We start from the raw sequence: 18,976 nt of genomic DNA on the forward strand, positions 1-18,976 counted from the left end.
GAAAGTGTGTAAATATGGAATTTTCAAAGAAAACACGTGAATTGTCAATTAAAAAAATGCAGGAACGCACCTTGGACCTCCTGATTATTGGTGGGGGGATTACAGGAGCTGGTGTAGCCTTGCAGGCGGCCGCTAGTGGTCTTGACACTGGATTGATTGAAATGCAGGACTTCGCAGAAGGAACATCTAGCCGTTCAACAAAATTGGTCCACGGAGGTCTGCGTTACCTCAAGCAATTTGATGTGGAAGTGGTGTCAGATACAGTTTCTGAGCGTGCAGTGGTTCAGCAAATCGCTCCACACATTCCAAAACCAGACCCGATGCTCTTGCCAGTTTACGATGAAGATGGAGCTACCTTTAGCCTCTTCCGTCTCAAAGTAGCCATGGATTTGTATGACCTTTTGGCAGGTGTTAGCAACACGCCAGCTGCTAACAAGGTCTTGAGCAAGGAAGAAGTCTTGGAACGTCAACCAAACTTGAAGAAAGAAGGTTTGGTAGGAGGTGGAGTTTACCTTGACTTCCGTAACAACGATGCGCGTCTCGTGATTGAAAACATCAAACGTGCCAACCAAGACGGTGCCCTCATTGCCAACCACGTTAAGGCAGAAGGCTTCCTCTTTAATGAAAGCGGCAAGATTACAGGTGTTGTAGCTCGTGATTTGTTGACAGACCAAGTCTTTGAAATCAAGGCTCGTCTGGTTATCAACACAACAGGTCCTTGGAGCGACAAGGTACGTAATTTGTCCGATAAGGGAACACAATTCTCACAAATGCGTCCAACTAAGGGAGTTCACTTGGTAGTGGATTCAAGCAAGATCAAGGTTTCACAGCCAGTTTATTTTGATACAGGTTTGGGTGATGGTCGTATGGTCTTTGTTCTCCCACGTGAAAACAAGACTTACTTTGGTACAACGGATACAGACTACACAGGCGATTTGGAACATCCAAAGGTGACGCAGGAAGATGTAGATTATCTACTTGGTATTGTCAACAACCGCTTCCCAGAAGCAAACATTACCATTGATGATATCGAAAGCAGCTGGGCGGGTCTTCGTCCATTGATTGCAGGCAATAGCGCTTCTGACTACAATGGAGGAAATAACGGAACTATTAGCGATGAGAGCTTCAATAGCTTGATTGCGACTGTCGAAGCTTATCTCTCGAAAGAAAAGACGCGTGAAGATGTTGAATCTGCTGTTAGCAAGCTTGAAAGCAGCACATCTGAGAAACATTTGGACCCATCTGCAGTTTCTCGGGGTTCTAGCTTGGATCGTGATGACAATGGTCTTTTGACCCTTGCTGGTGGTAAAATTACAGACTACCGTAAGATGGCTGAAGGAGCTATGGAGCGCGTGGTCGATATTCTCAAAGCCGAATTTGACCGTAGCTTTAAACTGATCAACTCTAAGACTTACCCTGTTTCAGGTGGAGAATTGAACCCAGCAAATGTGGACTCAGAAATTGAAGCCTTTGCTCAACTTGGAGTTTCACGTGGATTGGATAGCAAGGAAGCTCACTATCTCGCAAATCTTTACGGTTCGAACGCACCGAAGGTCTTTGCCCTTGCTCACAGCTTGGAACAAGCGCCAGGACTCAGCTTGGCAGATACCTTGTCCCTTCACTATGCAATGCGCAATGAGTTGGCTCTTAGCCCAGTTGACTTCCTTCTTCGTCGTACCAACCACATGCTCTTTATGCGTGATAGTTTGGATAGCATCGTTGAGCCAGTTCTGGATGAAATGGGACGATTCTATGATTGGACCGAAGAAGAAAAAGTAGCCTACCGTGCGGATGTCGAGGCAGCTCTTGCTCAAAACGATTTGGCAGAACTAAAAAATTAAGAACAACTAGAAGAGAGGGAGGCAAGCGTTCCTTGCTTTCTCTCTCCTTCTTTTAAATGGAGACAAAGATATGATGAAAGAATTATTTGGAGAATTTTTGGGGACTTTAATCCTTATCCTCCTAGGAAATGGTGTCGTAGCAGGTGTGGTTCTTCCCAAAACCAAGAGTAACAATTCAGGATGGATTGTGATTACTATGGGATGGGGAATTGCTGTAGCCGTTGCGGCCTTTGTATCTGGCACGCTTAGCCCAGCCCACCTAAATCCAGCTGTGACGTTTGCGATGGCCTTAAAAGGAACGCTCTCTTGGGCTTCTGTTTTCCCTTATATCCTAGCCCAATTCGCAGGAGCGATGGTGGCTCAGATTTTGGTTTGGTTGCAATTCAAACCACATTATGAGGCAGAAGAAAATGCAGGAAATATCCTAGCGACCTTTAGTACTGGACCAGCCATCAAGGACACAGTATCGAACTTGGTTAGCGAAATCCTTGGTACCTTTGTTTTGCTCTTGACAATCTTTGCCTTGGGACTCTATGACCTTCAAGCCGGTTTAGGGACCTTTGCAGTGGGAACGTTGATTGTCGGTATCGGTCTTTCACTAGGTGGGACAACGGGTTATGCCTTGAACCCAGCTCGTGATCTTGGACCTCGTATCATGCACAGCATCTTGCCAATTCCAAACAAGGGAGATGGGGACTGGTCTTATGCTTGGATTCCTGTTGTAGGACCTATCCTCGGAGCGACCCTAGCAGTTCTCGTATTTTCACTTTTCTAAGATAAAAGAGTTATTGGCAACAGAGTTTGAGATGGAAATCTCAAGCTCTTTTTTGATGGCCAAAACATTAATATTTTAACTTATCTTAAAATAAGCTAAAACGAACTTTTAAGTTATGGTAAACAGTTGAAAAAAAGGTTGATAAAATGGTAAAATGTTAGGAAGATAAGATAGTAAATGCATAGTTGCATAGCTTTTTTGAAAAATCATAGAAAATTGAACACACTAACTATGGGAAAACACAGAAAATTGTATATGTTTTTGGGACAGACCGTCCTATATTTTGTAATCTTACTTGGTTTGCTTTATTTTTTTAGTTACCTTGGTCAGAGCCAAGGAACCTTTATTTATAATGAGTTCTAGTTTGAAGGAGAAGAAAAACTGTGTCTAATAAACCGATAAAAGATATGATTGAAACGATTGAGCACTTTGCTCAAACACAGCCAACATATCCTGTCTACAATGTTTTAGGTCAAGAGCACACTTATGGTGATCTGAAGGCTGATTCAGATAGTTTGGCAGCAGCTATTGATCGACTTGGCTTGCCTGAGAAATCTCCAGTCGTCGTTTTTGGTGGTCAGGAGTATGAGATGTTGGCTACCTTTGTAGCGCTGACTAAGTCGGGGCATGCCTATATTCCAATTGACAGCCATTCGGCCTTGGAACGAGTTTCTGCTATCGTAGAAGTTGCAGAGCCAAGTTTGATTATTGCCATCTCGGATTTTCCATTAGAGCAAACTAGCACACCGATGCTGAATTTGGAGCAAGTTCATGAAGCTTTTGCTCAAGCTTCTAGCTACGAGATTACGCATCCAGTCAAGGGAGATGACAACTACTACATCATCTTTACTTCTGGTACGACTGGTAAGCCAAAGGGGGTGCAGATTTCCCATGACAATCTCCTCAGTTTTACCAACTGGATGATTACAGACAAAGAATTTGCGACGCCAAGTCGTCCACAAATGCTGGCTCAGCCACCTTATTCTTTTGACCTATCTGTCATGTACTGGGCGCCAACCTTGGCACTTGGTGGTACGCTTTTCGCTCTTCCTTCAGCCATTACTCAGGACTTTAAGCAACTATTTGCGACCATCTTTTCATTGCCAATCGCTATCTGGACCTCAACGCCTTCCTTTGCAGATATGGCCATGTTGTCAGAAGATTTTAATAGTGAGAAAATGCCAGGCATTACGCATTTCTACTTTGATGGCGAAGAATTGACGGTCAAAACAGCTCAAAAACTGCGCGAGCGTTTCCCAAATGCCCAAATTATCAATGCTTACGGTCCAACAGAAGCAACAGTGGCTCTATCAGCAGTTGCCGTGACGGACGAGATGTTGGCGACTCTCAAACGCCTACCAATCGGCTATACCAAGGCGGATTCTCCAACCTTTATCATTGATGAGGAAGGCAATAAGCTGCCAAATGGTGAACAGGGAGAAATCATTGTTTCTGGGCCAGCTGTTTCAAAAGGCTATATGAATAATCCTGAAAAAACGGCAGAAGCTTTCTTTGAGTTCGAAGGTCTTCCGGCCTACCACACAGGAGATGTAGGAACTATGACAGATGAGGGCTTGCTTCTCTATGGTGGACGAATGGATTTCCAGATTAAGTTCAATGGTTATCGCATTGAGCTTGAAGATGTCTCTCAAAACCTCAACAAGTCTCGCTATATCGAGTCGGCTGTTGCTGTCCCACGTTATAACAAGGACCACAAGGTACAAAATCTACTGGCCTATGTCATCCTAAAGGACGGTGTCCGTCAGCAGTTTGAGCGTGATATCGATATTACCAAGGCTATCAAGGAAGACTTAGCAGATATCATGATGTCCTATATGATGCCTTCTAAGTTTCTTTATCGAGATAGTTTGCCGCTAACGCCTAATGGTAAAATTGATATCAAGGGCTTGATTAACGAGGTAAACAGTAGATGATGGAGCTTTATAAACAGCTACCTCATTTGGAACCTTATGGTGATCTTCAGTACTTTTTATACGTAATTGTTGCGACTTTACCTATCTTTATTGGTCTTTTTTTCAAGAAACGCTTTGCCTTGTATGAGGTGCTTGTTAGTCTCTTCTTTATCGTCACCATGTTGGTCGGTGGAAAGACGAATCAAATAAGCGCTTTGATCCTTTATGTTATCTGGCAAGTACTGCTTGTATCTTTCTACAAAAGGTACAGGAAAAAGCGGGATAGTAAATGGATATTTTACCTGGTTAGCTTTCTATCCCTATTGCCAATCGTCTTTGTGAAAGTATCTCCTGCTATTCATGGACCTCAATCTTTGTTTGGATTTTTAGGGATTTCTTACTTAACTTTTCGTGCAGTTGGGGTTATCGTTGAGTTGAGAGACAGTGTCATCAAAGATTTAACGATTTGGCAATTCTTACGTTTTCTTCTCTTTATGCCGACTTTCTCAAGTGGTCCCATTGATCGTTTCAAACGCTTCAATGAAAATTACGAGACCATTCCTGAGCGGGATGAGCTGATGGATATGCTAGAAGAGGCTGTCAAATATATCATGCTGGGCTTCCTCTACAAGTTTATCTTGGCTCACATTTTAGGAGAGACATTATTGCCTCCGCTGAAAAATTTGGCCTTGCAGACAGGTGGTTTCTTTAACCTCTACGCTTTAGCGGTCATGTACACCTTTGGTCTGGAGCTCTTCTTTGACTTTGCGGGCTACTCTATGTTTGCCTTAGCCATTTCAAACTTGATGGGTATTCATAGTCCTATCAACTTTAACAAGCCCTTTTTGTCAAGGGATTTAAAAGAGTTTTGGAATCGTTGGCACATGAGTCTGTCTTTCTGGTTCCGTGACTTTGTCTTTATGCGGATGGTCATGGTGTTGACCAGAAAGAAGGTCTTTAAAAATCGCAATGTCACTTCAAGTGTAGCCTATATTCTCAATATGCTGATTATGGGATTTTGGCATGGTGTGACCTGGTACTACATCGCCTATGGACTTTTCCATGGGATTGGACTGGTTATCAATGATGCTTGGGTTCGTAAGAAAAAAGCGCTCAATAAAGAACGGAAAAAAGCTGGAAAGGGTTCCTTACCTGAGAATCGCTGGATTCAGTTGCTTGGCATGGTTGTCACCTTCCATGTCGTGATGGTTTCATTCTTAATCTTTTCTGGATTTTTGAATGATTTATGGTTTAAAAAATAAAAGGATATAAAAAATGGATATCAAATCAGAAGTTATTGAAATTATTGATGAGTTGTTTATGGAAGATGTTTCTGACATGATGGATGAAGATCTTTTTGATGCCGGTGTCTTGGATAGCATGGGAACGGTTGAATTGATTGTTGAGATTGAAAACCGTTTTGACATTCGTGTTCCAGTGACGGAGTTCGGTCGTGATGACTGGAATACGGCTAATAAAATCGTAGAAGGTATTACGGAGTTGAAGAATGCTTAAACGCTTGTGGCTGATCTTCGGGCCTATCTTCATTGCTGGATTTTTGGTTCTTCTACTCATCTTTTTTTATCCAAGTACAACAAGCCATAATTTGACGGAGGAAAAATACTCGGCGGCTTCTGTTAGTGCAGAGAGTTTTAAAGAGAGAAGCCAAAAAGTAAGGGCTCTTACGGATCCAAATATGCGTTTTATTCCTTTTCTAGGGTCTAGTGAATGGATTCGATTTGATAGTGTCCATCCAGCTGTTTTAGCAGAAAAATATCATCGTCCCTATCGTCCTTACTTTCTAGGACAAGCAGGAGCAGCCTCTCTCAATCAATATTTTGGTCTACAGCAAATTTTGCCAGAAATAGAGAATAAGCAGGCTGTATTTGTGATTTCGCCTCAGTGGTTTACGGAGACAGATTATGAACCCGCAGCGTTTCAGAGATTTTTTAACAGCGACCAATTGACAGCTTTTTTGGGAAATCAATCTGGTGATACTGCTGCAAAGCATGCGGCTATTCGATTGTTAAAGCAGAATCCTAATGTTGCATTAAAAAGCATTGTTCAAAAACTGTCAAAGGGTGAAGAATTATCAGATGTTGATCAGGTTGCTATTGATATTTTTGCGCGATTCAACGAAAAACAATCCGCTCTCTTTGGACAATTCTCCATTCGAGGACAACTCAAGTACAAGGAACACGTGGAGAACTATTTAAAAGATCTTCCGGATCAATTTTCTTATGATGAGTTAGAAAAAATTGTTCGTAAGGACGCAGAAGCAAATACGACCAATAACGATATGGGGATGGAAAATCATTTCTATACGAGAGAGATTCAAAAGGATTTAAAAAAATGGGAAGGGTATCAAAAAAATTACAACTTCCTCAAGTCCTCCGAGTACAATGATTTGCAGCTGGTCCTCAATCAATTTGCTAAGTCGAATGTCAATGTACTCTTTGTTATTCAGCCGGTTAACAAGAAGTGGATGGAGTACACAGGGCTCAGTGAAGAGATGTACCAGCATGCAGTGGAGAAAATTCGTTACCAGTTAGAAAGTCAAGGTTTCACCAACATTGCTGACTTTTCTAAAAAAGGCGGAGATCCGTACTTTGTCAAGGACACCATTCATATTGGTTGGTTGGGTTGGTTGGCTTTTGATAAGGTTGTCAATCCCTTCTTGACGGATCCGAAACCAGCTCCAGACTACAAGATGAATGACCGCTTCTTTAGCAAGGACTGGGCGACCTATGATGGGAATATCAAAGATTTCCAATAAAAAGAGTTAAAAGTTTGGGATTTAAACCCAAGCTTTTTTGTTTAAATGGCGAATATTTAAGATGCAAATAGGTCAAAAGTTTCAAAATTTTTAGAAATAGCGTATAATATAAAAGAGAAAAAGAAAAGAAAGGGATTTTAAAATGAACAAACGTTCTTTGTTACCTGTCTTATCGACAGCCCTGTTAGCTCCAGCCTTCTTAGCTGGACAAGTCTATGCTGAAGAAGCAACAACTCCTGCAGAAAGTTCAGCTGTAGTGGCGACTCCTGCTACGTCGGCGACTCCAGCCCCTGTTGAGAGCCCTGCAGTACCGGAAACTTCGGCAACTTCAGAAGCGGTTGCACCTGCAGAAGCTCCGTCAGCTCCTGCTGAATCTACTAAAAGCGAAGAAAAGGACACCGTTATCTTACACACTAATGATGTCCATGGTCGTATTGTAGAGGAAAAAGGAGTAATTGGAGATGCCAAGTTAGCGACTGTCATTGAGCAGGAGCGTGCAAAATCAAATCAAAATACTCTGGTTGTTGACGCGGGAGACGCTTTCCAAGGTTTACCGATTTCCAACTCTACTAAGGGTGAAGCACGCGCCGAAATTCTCAATCAGATGCAGTATGATGCCATGGCAGTAGGAAATCATGAGTTTGACTTTGGTTTAGACGAAGCTAAGAAATACAAGGAAATCTTGAAATTCCCATTACTTAGTTCAAATACCTACGTCAATGGTGCTCGTCTCTTTGAAGCTTCCACAATCGTTGATAAAGATAAGACTGTGGAAGGTGATGAGTTTGTTGTAATCGGCGTGACAACACCTGAAACTGCTACAAAAACCCACCCTAAAAACATTAAAGGGGTAACTTTTACAGATCCAATCTCTGAAGTCAATAAGGTCATCGAAGAAGTTCAAGCCAAGGCTCGTGCAGAAGGTAAGGACTACAAACACTATGTCGTACTGGCTCACTTGGGTGTGGATACTACAACTCCAGTCGAATGGCGTGGTTCAACTTTGGCAGAAGCCTTGTCTAAAAATCCTCGTTTGAAAGGGAAACGCGTAACAATAATCGACGGTCACTCTCATACAGTAGAATCAACGACTTATGGAGACAATGTTACCTATAACCAGACAGGAAGCTACCTTCATAATGTAGGAAAAATCACCTACAAATCTCGTCAGCTTTTGGGTAATCCAACTCAGATTCCGGCTGCTGATGCTAAAAAATTACCAGCCAATCCAACAGTAGAAAAACTGGTCAAAGACATTAAACAAAAATACGATGCTGAAAATGCTGTTGAAGTCGTTTCAAACAGCCCTGTAGAACTCAACGGAGATCGTGAAAATGTTCGGGTTCGTGAAACTAACCTCGGAAACGTCGTAGCGGACTCCCTCTATCAGTATGGTCAGACAGGATTTAGCCATCCGACTGACATCGCTGTGACAAATGGTGGTGGCTTGCGTGAAACTATTGCAAAAGGCAAACCGATTACGAAAGGAAATGTCATTGCCGTTCTTCCATTTGGAAATACCATCTCACAAATCCAAGTGACTGGGCAACAAGTATTAGATATGTTTGAAAAGTCACTCGGATCTATCTTGCAGGTCGATAAGGATGGCAAGAAGGTCTTGGATGAGAACGGACAACCATTGCTAGAACCAAGTGGTGGCTTCTTGCAAGTTTCAGGTGTGAAGGTTTACTATGATACCAATCTACCATCAGGTAAACGTGTCTTGGCCATCCAGGTCAAAAACCGCACGACTGGTCGTTATGATCTCCTAGACCTCGCAAAAATTTACTACCTTGCAACCAATGATTTCCTAGCTGCGGGTGGCGATGGCTACACGATGTTAGGTGGTGCGCGAGAAGAAGGTCCTTCTATGGATGCAGCCTTTGAAGAGTATCTGAAAACCGCTGATTTGACCCAGTATGAAAAGATTAATCCGAACTCACGGACGATTTCTGTGGATTCTAAAAACTTTAGTCTGCCAGTAGAAACACCTCAAACGAATACAGCTGCTAGCGATGCGACTACGAATGTACCACTTACTTATGAGGTGGCAGGTCAATTTAGCAAGAAGGCAGTTGTCTCAGAAAAAGCTCTTCCAAATACAGGAAGTGAACAATCCATCTTCTTGCTTTTGATGGGAATGGTAGCTGGTCTGGCAGGTATCTTATCGAGCCGAAAACCAAAGCTAAAATAGGTTAAATTTCACATCTAGAAGAGTCTAGGGAAACGTTTTTACGCCTTTTTCCCTTGACTCTTTTTTGGTTTATGATATAATTAACCAGTAAAGAATCGGTGGCTATCTATGTTTTTTACGAAAAGATAGCTAGGGAAGGAGTAACACATGAGACAGCTTGCACAGGAAATCGATAACTTTTTAAACGAGGTGATCTTGAGATCTGAGAACCAGCATGAAATTCTGATTGGGCATTGCACGAGTGACGTTGCCTTGACCAACACTCAGGAACATATCCTCATGCTCCTGTCAGAAGAATCCCTAACCAACTCGGAGTTGGCCCGTCGTCTTAACGTCAGTCAGGCAGCAGTGACCAAGGCTATCAAATCTTTGGTCAAAGAGGGTATGTTAGAGACATCTAGAGATCCAAAGGATGCGCGTGTGATTTTTTACCAACTGACAGAACTAGCTCGACCAGTGGCAGAGGAACACCACCATCATCATGAACACACGCTCTTAGCCTATGAACAAGTGGCAAGTCAGTTTACTCCAAATGAACAAGAAGTTATCCAGCGGTTTTTAACTGCTTTAGTAGGAGAAATCAAATAATGCGGTATATTACAGTAGAGGACTTGTCTTTCTATTATGACAAAGAACCTGTCCTCGAGCACATCAACTACAGTGTTGATAGTGGGGAGTTTGTCACCCTGACTGGTGAAAATGGAGCTGCCAAGACAACGCTTATCAAGGCGAGCCTAGGCATCTTGCAGCCAAGATTTGGCAAGGTAACCATCTCAAAGACAAATACTCATGGGAAAAAGCTTAGGATAGCTTATCTTCCCCAGCAGATTGCCAGTTTTAATGCTGGTTTTCCAAGTACGGTTTATGAATTTGTCAAGTCGGGTCGTTATCCGCGAAAGGGCTGGTTTCGTCGCTTGAACGCCCATGATGAGGAACATATCAAGGCCAGTCTAGACTCAGTTGGTATGTGGGAACATCGTGACAAACGAATTGGCTCTCTCTCGGGAGGGCAAAAGCAACGAGCAGTTATTGCAAGGATGTTTGCTTCTGACCCAGATATCTTTGTCTTGGATGAGCCGACGACAGGGATGGATGCTGGAAGCAAAAATGAATTTTACGAACTCATGCACCATAGTGCCCACCATCATGGCAAGGCTGTTTTGATGATTACCCATGACCCTGAGGAGGTCAAGGACTACGCAGATCGCAATATCCATCTAGTCCGTAACCAAGACTCGCCGTGGCGTTGTTTTAACGTTCACGAAAGCGACCAGGAGGTGGACCATGCTTAGTTTGTTATCTTATGATTTTATGCAGCGTGCCTTCTTGGCGGTCATTGCCATGAGTCTCTTTTCTCCAGTTCTTGGGACTTTCCTTATCTTACGTCGTCAGAGTCTCATGAGCGATACCCTCAGTCACGTTTCTCTATCAGGAGTAGCCTTTGGTCTGGTTTTGGGGATTTCTCCAACTATTTCAACCATTGCTATTGTCCTGATCGCTGCTGTCTTTCTGGAGTATCTCCGTACAGTCTATAAGAACTTTATGGAAATCGGGACAGCTATCCTCATGTCTACAGGGCTTGCAGTCTCCCTTATCGTGATGAGTAAGGGGAAAAGTTCGAGTTCCATGAGTTTGGACCAATATCTCTTTGGGTCTATTGTGACTATTAGCCAGGAGCAGGTGATTTTCCTCTTTGCCATTGCTGCGGTCGTTTTGCTCTTGACTTTCTTGTTCTTGCGACCAATGTATATCCTGACTTTTGATGAGGACACGGCCTTTGTGGATGGCTTGCCAGTTCGTACCATGTCTATCCTCTTTAACATGGTGACAGGGGTGGCGATTGCCCTTATGATTCCAGCAGCAGGAGCTCTTTTGGTATCGACCATTATGGTCTTGCCAGCTAGTATTGCCCTTCGTCTGGGGAAAAACTTCAAATCCGTTATGTTACTAGCCAGCGCTATTGGCTTTTTGGGAATGGTGGCAGGACTTTATATTTCCTACTATGCGGAAACCCCTGCTAGCGCTAGTATTACCATTATCTTTGTAGCTGTCTTTTTGTTAGTCAGTCTACTGAAACGTTTTATCAAATAGGAGAATGAAATGAAAAAAATTAGCTTACTACTGGCTAGTCTATGTGCCCTGTTTTTAGTGGCTTGTTCCAATCAAAAACAGGCAGATGGGAAGCTAAATATCGTGACAACCTTTTACCCTGTCTACGAATTTACCAAACAAGTCGCAGGAGATACTGCTAATGTAGAACTTCTAATCGGTGCTGGTACAGAACCCCATGAGTATGAACCGTCTGCTAAGGCAGTTGCCAAAATCCAAGACGCAGATACCTTTGTCTATGAAAATGAAAATATGGAAACTTGGGTTCCAAAATTGTTAGAATCCTTGGATAAGAAAAAAGTGAAAACTATCAAGGCGACAGGTGATATGCTCCTCTTGCCAGGTGGTGAGGAAGAAGAGGAAGGGCATGATCATGGCGGTGAGGGTCACCATCACGACTACGATCCCCACGTTTGGCTTTCACCAGCACGCGCCATCAAACTGGTAGAGCATATCCGTGACAGCTTGTCAGCAGATTATCCTGATAAAAAAGAGACTTTTGAGAAGAATGCGGCTGCCTATATCGAAAAATTGCAAGCCTTGGACAAGGCCTACACAGATGGCTTGTCTCAAGCTAAACAAAAGAGCTTTGTGACACAGCACGCTGCCTTTAACTACCTTGCCTTGGACTACGGTCTCAAGCAAGTATCCATCTCAGGTCTCTCACCAGATGCAGAACCATCAGCAGCACGTTTGGCAGAATTGACAGAGTATATTAAGAAAAACAAGATTTCTTATATCTACTTTGAAGAAAATGCCTCACAAGCCCTAGCTAATACACTCTCAAAAGAAACAGGTGTCAAACTAGACGTGCTCAATCCGCTAGAAAGTCTGACAGAAGAAGCAACCAAGGCTGGTGAGGACTATATATCTGTGATGGAGAAAAACCTCAAAGCTTTGAAACAGACAACGGACCAAGAAGGACCAGAAATCGAGCCAGAGAAGGAAGAAAACACCAAGACAGTTCACAATGGTTACTTTGAGGATGCAGATGTCAAAGATCGTACCTTGAGTGACTATGTTGGCAACTGGCAGTCGGTCTATCCTTTCCTTGAGGATGGAACTTTTGATCAAGTCTTTGACTACAAGGCTAAGTTGACTGGCAAGATGACCAAGGATGAGTACAAGGCCTACTATAGAAAAGGCTATCAGACAGATGTGACCAAAATCAACATCACGGACAACACTATGGAATTTGTTCAAGGTGGCCAAAGCAAGAAATTCACCTACAAGTATGTCGGCAAGAAAATCTTGACATATAAGAAAGGCAATCGTGGTGTGCGCTTCCTCTTTGAAGCGACAGATGCGGACGCTGGACAGTTCAAGTATGTTCAGTTTAGTGACCACAATATCGCTCCAGTTAAGGCAGAACATTTCCATATCTTCTTTGGAGGTACTAGCCAAGAAGCCCTCTTTGAAGAGATGGATAACTGGCCAACCTACTATCCAGATAACCTATCTGGCCAAGAAATCGCCCAAGAAATGTTGGCGCATTGATGCAAGAGAGAATCCCGCAAATCTGCGGGATTTTTTGCTAGAAACGATTATCCGAGTAGGTTGTGGGCGCTATAGTACTACAGCTGTGCTGTTCACAATGTGATAAAGAGGTCATTTTCTACTGACTGATTCTCACTAGCTGACGAATGCAAAAGCTATGATTGTACAAATTATAGAATCTTTTCAGGGGATTTAGGAAGGAATCTTAGTCATATTGACGCTGCTATCGCTTTTTGTTATAGTCAAGGAGAGAGCGGTCTGGAACACTAGTTTATTCACAGTCTGTGGATAAGTCTAGAAGGAAATGACATACAACTCAGGGAGTTGAAGTATCCTGATAATAGTTTCGTATATTAGTGACTTTCTGGAAAGATAGTAGAAATCCTAGTACAGAGCTGTTTGACAAAGGTATGTTTAGGGTGACAGGTGAGCTAGAGACTGAAAAAACTAGTTTTTAGGAATGTTTTCTTATCCACAAATTGTGGATAACTTTGTGAACAAGAGAAAGAGATGTGAGATGATGACGAAAATAAAACCGCATGGACCATTACCAAGCCAGGCCCAGCTAGCTTATTTAGAGGATGAACTAGCTGCCTTTATCCATTTTGGTCCCAATACCTTTTATGACCAGGAATGGGGAAGTGGGCAAGAGGATCCCAAGCGTTTTAACCCGACCAAGTTGGATGCGCGTGAATGGGTTCGGGTACTCAAAGAAACGGGTTTTAAAAAGCTGATTTTGGTGGTGAAGCATCATGATGGTTTTGTCCTCTACCCGACAGCTCATACAGATTATTCGGTCAAGGCTAGCCCTTGGAGGGATGGGGATGGTGACTTGCTTCTCGAGGTTTCCCAAGCTGCGACTGAGTTTGATATGGATATGGGAGTGTATTTGTCTCCTTGGGATGCTCACAGTCCCCTCTATCACGTGGACCAAGAAGCGGACTACAATGCCTACTATCTGGCTCAATTGAAGGAAATCTTGTCAAATCCTGCCTATGGGAATGCCGGTAAGTTCGCTGAGGTGTGGATGGATGGTGCTCGAGGAGAAGGGGCCCAGAAGGTCAACTATGAGTTTGAGACTTGGTTTGAAACCATTCGTGACTTGCAGGGCGATTGTTTGATTTTCTCAACTGAGGGAACTAGTATTCGCTGGATTGGGAATGAACGAGGCTATGCAGGGGATCCCTTGTGGCAAAAAGTCAAGCCAGACCAGTTAGGAACAGAAGCGGAATTAGATTATCTACAGCACGGAGACCCCTCTGGGACGCTATTTTCAATCGGGGAGGCAGATGTTTCTCTTCGGCCGGGCTGGTTTTACCATGAGGATCAGGACCCCAAGTCTCTCGAGGAGTTGGTCGAAATCTACTTTCACTCGGTAGGGCGGGGAACTCCACTCTTGCTTAATATCCCACCGAACCAAGATGGCCTCTTTGATGAAAGGGATATCCAGCGATTGTATGAATTTAGGGACTACTGTGATGAGCTCTATAGAGAAGATTTGGCTCTGGGAGCGAAGGTATCTGGTCCTGCTCTATCACCAGACTTTGCCGGTCATCATCTGACAGATGGACGGAGGATCAGTTCATGGGCAAGTGATGCAGAGTTGCCAATCCAATTAGAGCTCGATTTAGGATCACCTAAAACTTTTGATGTGATTGAGCTGAGGGAAGATTTGAAGTTAGGGCAACGCATTGCTGCTTTCCGTGTTCAGGTAGAGTTGGATGGTGTCTGGCAGGAGTTTGGATCAGGATTTACAGTGGGCTATAAACGTCTTTTACGAGGAACAGTCTTTGAGGCGCAGAAGATACGCGTGACCATTACAGAGGCACAGGCTTTGCCTTTGTTGACCAAGATTTCACTCTATAAAACACCTACCTTGTCGAGAAAAGATACCGTTCAGCAACTAGAGTTTTCAGAAAAAAGTCTGACTGTGACCAAGGGAGAAAATGTCTACTTTACAGTGAAGCGCAAAGAATCTAGCAGTCCTTTGGAAGCTAAGATTTCGATTCAACCAGGGACGGGTGTGCATGGTGTCGCTTATCGGGACGAGATTCAAGTTATTGAGTTTCAAGTTGGCGAGACTGAAAAAAGATTGACGCTTCCAACCTTGTATTTTTCAGGAGATAAAAGCTTAGATTTTTATCTGAATTTGACGCTAGGCGGGCAGCTTGTTGACCAGCTTCAGGTCCAAGTTTCATAAAAGAAGAACCTTTGCGTGATGCAAAGGTTCTTTTGGTTATGAGTGATTTGGTAGCCAGCTGAGAGTGAAGGTCAGTTGCTCAGCTTTCAAGAGGTCTTGGTGTTGGATGCTAGATACAGAGTTCTTGTCCAATCGACACTCTTTGACAAAGTTAAAATGGCTGTAGTTTTGTTCAGCATAGATATCCAGCCATTTATTTTCCTTAGCCAGGTAGATACGGAGATGGTCAAAGAGAGGAATTCCGAGATCGTAACTTGGTTTGCCCGGACAGATCGGGTAGAATCCAAGAGCTGACCAGATGTACCAAGCCGAGAGACTGCCATTGTCTTCGTCGCCAGGATAGGCTTGCCAGCTGGGGTGAAAGGCTTTCTGACGCAAGGTTTTGATGAGTAGAGCAGTGTAGTCAGGGTAGTCGCTGTAGCGAAAGAGATAAGGGATGTGGAAGCTAGGTTGGTTGGAAATGGCGATTTGCCCAAAAGGAGCGGTAGCCATCTCGCTCATCTCGTGAATCTCGTAACCATAGCCGGTGGTTTCAAAGAGGGGAGCACCCTGACAGGCTTTCAAAAGATAGTGGCTGAAGGCTTCTTTTCCGCCCATAAGCTGGATTAAGCCTGGGATGTCGTGGAGAACGCCCAAAGTCGCTTGAATGGTAGAACATTCGGCGTAGTCTCGTCCCCAACTGTAAGGAGAGAAGTCAGGACGGAAGTTGCCTTGACGATCTCGCGCACGCATGTAACCTGTCTTAGCGTCAAATAGATGGCGGTAATTTTGAGACGCAGTTCTATAAGTTTCCGCGATGTCATTCTGACCAAGCTTTTCGGCACAGCTGGCGATACAAAAGTCGCTATAGGCATAGTCAAGGGTGTGGCTGACGCTTTCGTGGTGGTCGGTAGAGAGATAACCTAATTCTTGGTATTGGGCTAGTCCGTGACGACCATTGATGCCGAGAGGGTCGGATTTAGTGGCTGTCTCCAGCATGGCTTGGAGGAGTTCTTCTTCCAAGTCGGGAGCCATATCCTTGCAGGCGCTATCTGCGATAATGCCGTCCAATAGAGTACCAGGCATCATACCACGTTCATCTGGAGCCAGCCATTTTGGCAGGAAACCAGTATCGCGGTAGCTATTGAGAAAGCCTTCTAAAAAGAGACGATAGTGTTCCGGTATAAGAAGGGCAAAGAGGGGGAAGGTGGTGCGGAAGGTATCCCAGAAGCCATTGTTACTAAAGAGGACGCCGGGTTTGACAGTACCAGTAGCCAGATCCATGTGGATGGCTTGCCCTGACTCGCTCGCTTCATAAAATGTCTGTGGGAAGAGGAAGAGTCTGTAGAGGCAGTGATCAAAGAAGATTCGGTCGGCTTCCCCTGTCTCCACGATATCAAAACGGTGGAGGAGATTTTCCCAGTCTGCTTGGGCATTTGCTTTACAGCTGTCAAAGTCCTTTTGAGGTAGATTAAGCAGAGCTTGAGAAGGCGAGATGAAAGAAGTTGCTAGCTGGATTTCGGCTTGGCTACTTGCTAAGTCAATTCGCCAGTCTCCACTTTCTTGGCTGACAGCAAGAATATCCGTGTTCATTTGTAGGGCAGTAAAGAGTATCAGCGGATTTTTGTTGGTCTCAGTTTTGCCTTCTTGTCGTAGGGAAAGAGTTCGCTTATCTACTTGCTTGACTGTCAAGTCATCTGCTGCGTGAAGATAGAGGGCGAGGGCTTTGCCTTGCTTTTGCTCCAAACGAATAGAGGCACCATAGCAAGTCGGTGTCAGTTGGGTTTCAATCTGATAGCGTAGGGATAAAATCTTCAGATAATGAGGTTGGAAAGAGGCCTTATCTAGGTCATAGGAAGACTGACGATGAAAGAGACCGTCTCCACCAATCTGGCCTGTGATAGGTGTTAGGAGTAGCCAAGAATAGTCGCCAATCCAAGGACTTGGTTGATGGGTCAATCGAATCCCCTGAAAGATGGGCAGATGTGGATCGAAAAACCAAGCTCCTTCCTGATCGCTGGTCTGGGGCACAAAATAATTCATCCCAAAAGGCACGCCTGTGTATGGCAGGGTATTTCCCCGAGAAAAGGCATGCTTGCTGGCAGTCCCAAAGCGGGTATCGATGGTTTCAAGTATTGGTTTCATAGTCTTTCCTTTAGCTGTTTTTCTACATTATATCAGAAAAATGAGGCCTTTAGATATGGGGTTCGAAAGTAAGCAATTTTGTAGAAAAATGACTATCATTTGTGTATGTATTTTCTGTCTCAAAAACTATATACTGAACATGAAACTTGTTTGAAAGAGGAAACTGCACGATGATTTATTCGAAAGAAATTGTTAGAAAATGGTTAGACGAAGTAGCAGAGCGGGCTAAGGACCATCCGGAGTGGGTGGATGTCTTTGAGCGTTGCTACACCGACACCTTGGACAATACGGTCGAGATTCTAGAAGATGGCTCAACTTTTGTCTTGACAGGGGATATTCCTGCTATGTGGCTTCGGGATTCGACGGCCCAACTCAGACCCTACCTTCATGTGGCTAAAAAAGATCCTCTCTTGCGTCAGACCATTGCAGGTCTGGTCAAGCGTCAGATGACCTTGGTACTCAAGGATCCTTATGCCAATTCCTTCAATATTGAGGAAAACTGGAAGGGGCACCATGAGACTGACCATACCGACCTTAATGGCTGGATTTGGGAACGCAAGTACGAGGTGGACTCACTTTGCTATCCTTTGCAGTTGGCTTATCTCCTTTGGAAAGAGACTGGAGAGACGAGTCAGTTTGATGAGACTTTTGTCGCAGCGACCAAGGAAATTCTTCATCTTTGGACAGTGGAACAAGACCACAAGAACTCTCCTTATCGTTTTGTCCGTGATACGGACCGCAAGGAAGATACTCTGGTAAATGATGGCTTTGGACCTGCCTTTGCAGTGACAGGTATGACCTGGTCAGCCTTTCGTCCGAGTGATGACTGCTGCCAGTATAGCTATTTGATTCCGTCCAATATGTTTGCTGTAGTGGTCTTGGGTTATGTTCAAGAAATCTTTGCAGAACTGGATCTAGCTGATAACCAAAACATCGTGGCAGACGCTAAACGCCTGCAAGCTGAAATCCAAGAAGGCATCGAAAATTACGCTTACACAACTAACAGCAAGGGTGAAAAGATTTACGCCTTTGAAGTGGATGGTTTAGGAAATGCCAGCATCATGGACGATCCAAATGTACCAAGTTTGTTGGCGGCGCCTTATCTGGGCTATTGCGACATTGAAGACGAAGTGTATCAAGCTACACGCCGCACTATTCTGAGCCCTGAAAATCCATATTTCTACCAAGGGAAATACGCTAGTGGCCTAGGAAGTTCTCATACCTTCTATCGCTATATCTGGCCCATTGCCCTTTCTATCCAAGGCTTGACAACAAGAGATAAGGCAGAGAAGAAATTCTTGCTGGACCAGCTGGTTGCCTGCGATGGTGGAACAGGTGTCATGCACGAAAGCTTCCACGTAGACGATCCGACTCTCTACTCTCGTGAATGGTTCTCTTGGGCCAACATGATGTTCTGCGAGTTAGTCTTGGATTACTTGGATATCCGCTAATACTCTTCAAAAATCTCTTCAAACCACGTCAGCTTCGCCTTGCCGTAGGTATGGTTACTGACTTCGTCAGTTCTATCCACAACCTCAAAACAGTGT

The 18,976-nt window shown here is 43.9% G+C and carries 15 protein-coding genes; 14 read left to right on the forward strand and 1 reads right to left on the reverse strand.

Features of this window, described 5'->3' with window-relative positions:
* Positions 1 to 14 precede the first annotated feature (14 nt).
* The 13 genes from glpO (at position 15) to Q4443_RS07805 (ending at position 15,305) form a co-directional block, all read left to right on the forward strand.
* The gene (gene glpO, locus Q4443_RS07745; protein ID WP_049518846.1) at positions 15 to 1,841 is read left to right on the forward strand and encodes a type 1 glycerol-3-phosphate oxidase; all 1,827 of its coding nucleotides are present in this window, start codon (positions 15 to 17) and stop codon (positions 1,839 to 1,841) included.
* A gap of 70 nt (positions 1,842 to 1,911) precedes the next feature.
* Positions 1,912 to 2,616: an MIP/aquaporin family protein gene (locus Q4443_RS07750; RefSeq protein ID WP_049518845.1), complete on the forward strand. Its 705-nt coding sequence runs from the start codon at positions 1,912 to 1,914 to the stop codon at positions 2,614 to 2,616.
* Positions 2,617 to 2,847: 231 nt separating this feature from the next.
* Complete coding sequence (locus tag Q4443_RS07755) at positions 2,848 to 2,979, forward strand: teichoic acid D-Ala incorporation-associated protein DltX (protein WP_025168981.1); 132 nt, start codon at positions 2,848 to 2,850, stop codon at positions 2,977 to 2,979.
* Between the two features lie 20 nt (positions 2,980 to 2,999).
* Positions 3,000 to 4,550 carry a D-alanine--poly(phosphoribitol) ligase subunit DltA gene (dltA, locus tag Q4443_RS07760; protein ID WP_049518844.1) on the forward strand — a complete coding sequence of 517 codons (1,551 nt, stop codon included), beginning with the start codon at positions 3,000 to 3,002 and terminating at the stop codon, positions 4,548 to 4,550.
* The gene (dltB, locus tag Q4443_RS07765) at positions 4,547 to 5,791 is read left to right on the forward strand and encodes a D-alanyl-lipoteichoic acid biosynthesis protein DltB (protein WP_303408228.1); all 1,245 of its coding nucleotides are present in this window, start codon (positions 4,547 to 4,549) and stop codon (positions 5,789 to 5,791) included. The genes dltA and dltB overlap by 4 nt, the downstream gene beginning before the upstream one ends.
* Before the next feature lie 13 nt (positions 5,792 to 5,804).
* Positions 5,805 to 6,044 carry a D-alanine--poly(phosphoribitol) ligase subunit DltC gene (dltC, locus tag Q4443_RS07770; RefSeq protein ID WP_000351972.1) on the forward strand — a complete coding sequence of 80 codons (240 nt, stop codon included), beginning with the start codon at positions 5,805 to 5,807 and terminating at the stop codon, positions 6,042 to 6,044.
* Positions 6,037 to 7,305, forward strand: coding sequence for a D-alanyl-lipoteichoic acid biosynthesis protein DltD (gene dltD / locus Q4443_RS07775; protein WP_049518842.1), 1,269 nt, complete (start codon positions 6,037 to 6,039; stop codon positions 7,303 to 7,305). The genes dltC and dltD overlap by 8 nt, the downstream gene beginning before the upstream one ends.
* Positions 7,306 to 7,447: 142 nt before the next feature.
* Complete coding sequence (nt5e, locus tag Q4443_RS07780; RefSeq protein WP_049518841.1) at positions 7,448 to 9,499, forward strand: cell surface ecto-5'-nucleotidase Nt5e; 2,052 nt, start codon at positions 7,448 to 7,450, stop codon at positions 9,497 to 9,499.
* A 147-nt stretch (positions 9,500 to 9,646) separates the two neighbouring features.
* Positions 9,647 to 10,087, forward strand: coding sequence for a zinc-dependent transcriptional regulator AdcR (gene adcR, locus Q4443_RS07785; protein WP_001249328.1), 441 nt, complete (start codon positions 9,647 to 9,649; stop codon positions 10,085 to 10,087).
* Positions 10,087 to 10,791, forward strand: coding sequence for a metal ABC transporter ATP-binding protein (locus tag Q4443_RS07790; protein WP_001269482.1), 705 nt, complete (start codon positions 10,087 to 10,089; stop codon positions 10,789 to 10,791). The genes adcR and Q4443_RS07790 overlap by 1 nt, the downstream gene beginning before the upstream one ends.
* Positions 10,784 to 11,590 carry a metal ABC transporter permease gene (locus tag Q4443_RS07795; RefSeq protein WP_000950023.1) on the forward strand — a complete coding sequence of 269 codons (807 nt, stop codon included), beginning with the start codon at positions 10,784 to 10,786 and terminating at the stop codon, positions 11,588 to 11,590. The genes Q4443_RS07790 and Q4443_RS07795 overlap by 8 nt, the downstream gene beginning before the upstream one ends.
* 9 nt (positions 11,591 to 11,599) lie before the next feature.
* Positions 11,600 to 13,105, forward strand: coding sequence for a zinc ABC transporter substrate-binding lipoprotein AdcA (adcA, locus tag Q4443_RS07800; RefSeq protein WP_049479836.1), 1,506 nt, complete (start codon positions 11,600 to 11,602; stop codon positions 13,103 to 13,105).
* A 520-nt stretch (positions 13,106 to 13,625) separates the two neighbouring features.
* On the forward strand, positions 13,626 to 15,305 hold the full coding sequence (locus Q4443_RS07805) for an alpha-L-fucosidase (RefSeq protein WP_049518884.1): 1,680 nt from the start codon (positions 13,626 to 13,628) through the stop codon (positions 15,303 to 15,305).
* 36 nt (positions 15,306 to 15,341) lie between these two features.
* Here the strand turns inward: Q4443_RS07805 and Q4443_RS07810 are convergent, their stop codons facing one another.
* Positions 15,342 to 17,429 carry a GH92 family glycosyl hydrolase gene (locus Q4443_RS07810; protein WP_303408229.1) on the reverse strand — a complete coding sequence of 696 codons (2,088 nt, stop codon included), beginning with the start codon at positions 17,427 to 17,429 and terminating at the stop codon, positions 15,342 to 15,344.
* A 170-nt stretch (positions 17,430 to 17,599) separates the two neighbouring features.
* Between Q4443_RS07810 and Q4443_RS07815 the strand changes: the two genes are divergently transcribed.
* The gene (locus Q4443_RS07815) at positions 17,600 to 18,880 is read left to right on the forward strand and encodes a glycoside hydrolase family 125 protein (protein ID WP_049518839.1); all 1,281 of its coding nucleotides are present in this window, start codon (positions 17,600 to 17,602) and stop codon (positions 18,878 to 18,880) included.
* The last annotated feature ends 96 nt before the right edge of the window (positions 18,881 to 18,976 follow it).

This window comes from Streptococcus sp. GP0011, from assembly GCF_030546305.1.
Lineage (GTDB): Bacteria > Bacillota > Bacilli > Lactobacillales > Streptococcaceae > Streptococcus.

What these genes read in the sequence shown, in the direction of transcription:
- glpO (WP_049518846.1), top strand. Translation starts at nt 15, where the DNA reads ATGGAATTTTCAAAGAAAACACGTGAATTGTCAATTAAAAAAATGCAG.
- Q4443_RS07750 (WP_049518845.1), top strand. Translation starts at nt 1,912, where the DNA reads ATGATGAAAGAATTATTTGGAGAATTTTTGGGGACTTTAATCCTTATC.
- Q4443_RS07755 (WP_025168981.1), top strand. Translation starts at nt 2,848, where the DNA reads ATGGGAAAACACAGAAAATTGTATATGTTTTTGGGACAGACCGTCCTA.
- dltB (WP_303408228.1), top strand. Translation starts at nt 4,547, where the DNA reads ATGATGGAGCTTTATAAACAGCTACCTCATTTGGAACCTTATGGTGAT.
- dltC (WP_000351972.1), top strand. Translation starts at nt 5,805, where the DNA reads ATGGATATCAAATCAGAAGTTATTGAAATTATTGATGAGTTGTTTATG.
- dltD (WP_049518842.1), top strand. Translation starts at nt 6,037, where the DNA reads ATGCTTAAACGCTTGTGGCTGATCTTCGGGCCTATCTTCATTGCTGGA.
- nt5e (WP_049518841.1), top strand. Translation starts at nt 7,448, where the DNA reads ATGAACAAACGTTCTTTGTTACCTGTCTTATCGACAGCCCTGTTAGCT.
- adcR (WP_001249328.1), top strand. Translation starts at nt 9,647, where the DNA reads ATGAGACAGCTTGCACAGGAAATCGATAACTTTTTAAACGAGGTGATC.
- Q4443_RS07790 (WP_001269482.1), top strand. Translation starts at nt 10,087, where the DNA reads ATGCGGTATATTACAGTAGAGGACTTGTCTTTCTATTATGACAAAGAA.
- Q4443_RS07795 (WP_000950023.1), top strand. Translation starts at nt 10,784, where the DNA reads ATGCTTAGTTTGTTATCTTATGATTTTATGCAGCGTGCCTTCTTGGCG.
- adcA (WP_049479836.1), top strand. Translation starts at nt 11,600, where the DNA reads ATGAAAAAAATTAGCTTACTACTGGCTAGTCTATGTGCCCTGTTTTTA.
- Q4443_RS07805 (WP_049518884.1), top strand. Translation starts at nt 13,626, where the DNA reads ATGACGAAAATAAAACCGCATGGACCATTACCAAGCCAGGCCCAGCTA.
- Q4443_RS07810 (WP_303408229.1), bottom strand. Translation starts at nt 17,429, where the DNA reads ATGAAACCAATACTTGAAACCATCGATACCCGCTTTGGGACTGCCAGC.
- Q4443_RS07815 (WP_049518839.1), top strand. Translation starts at nt 17,600, where the DNA reads ATGATTTATTCGAAAGAAATTGTTAGAAAATGGTTAGACGAAGTAGCA.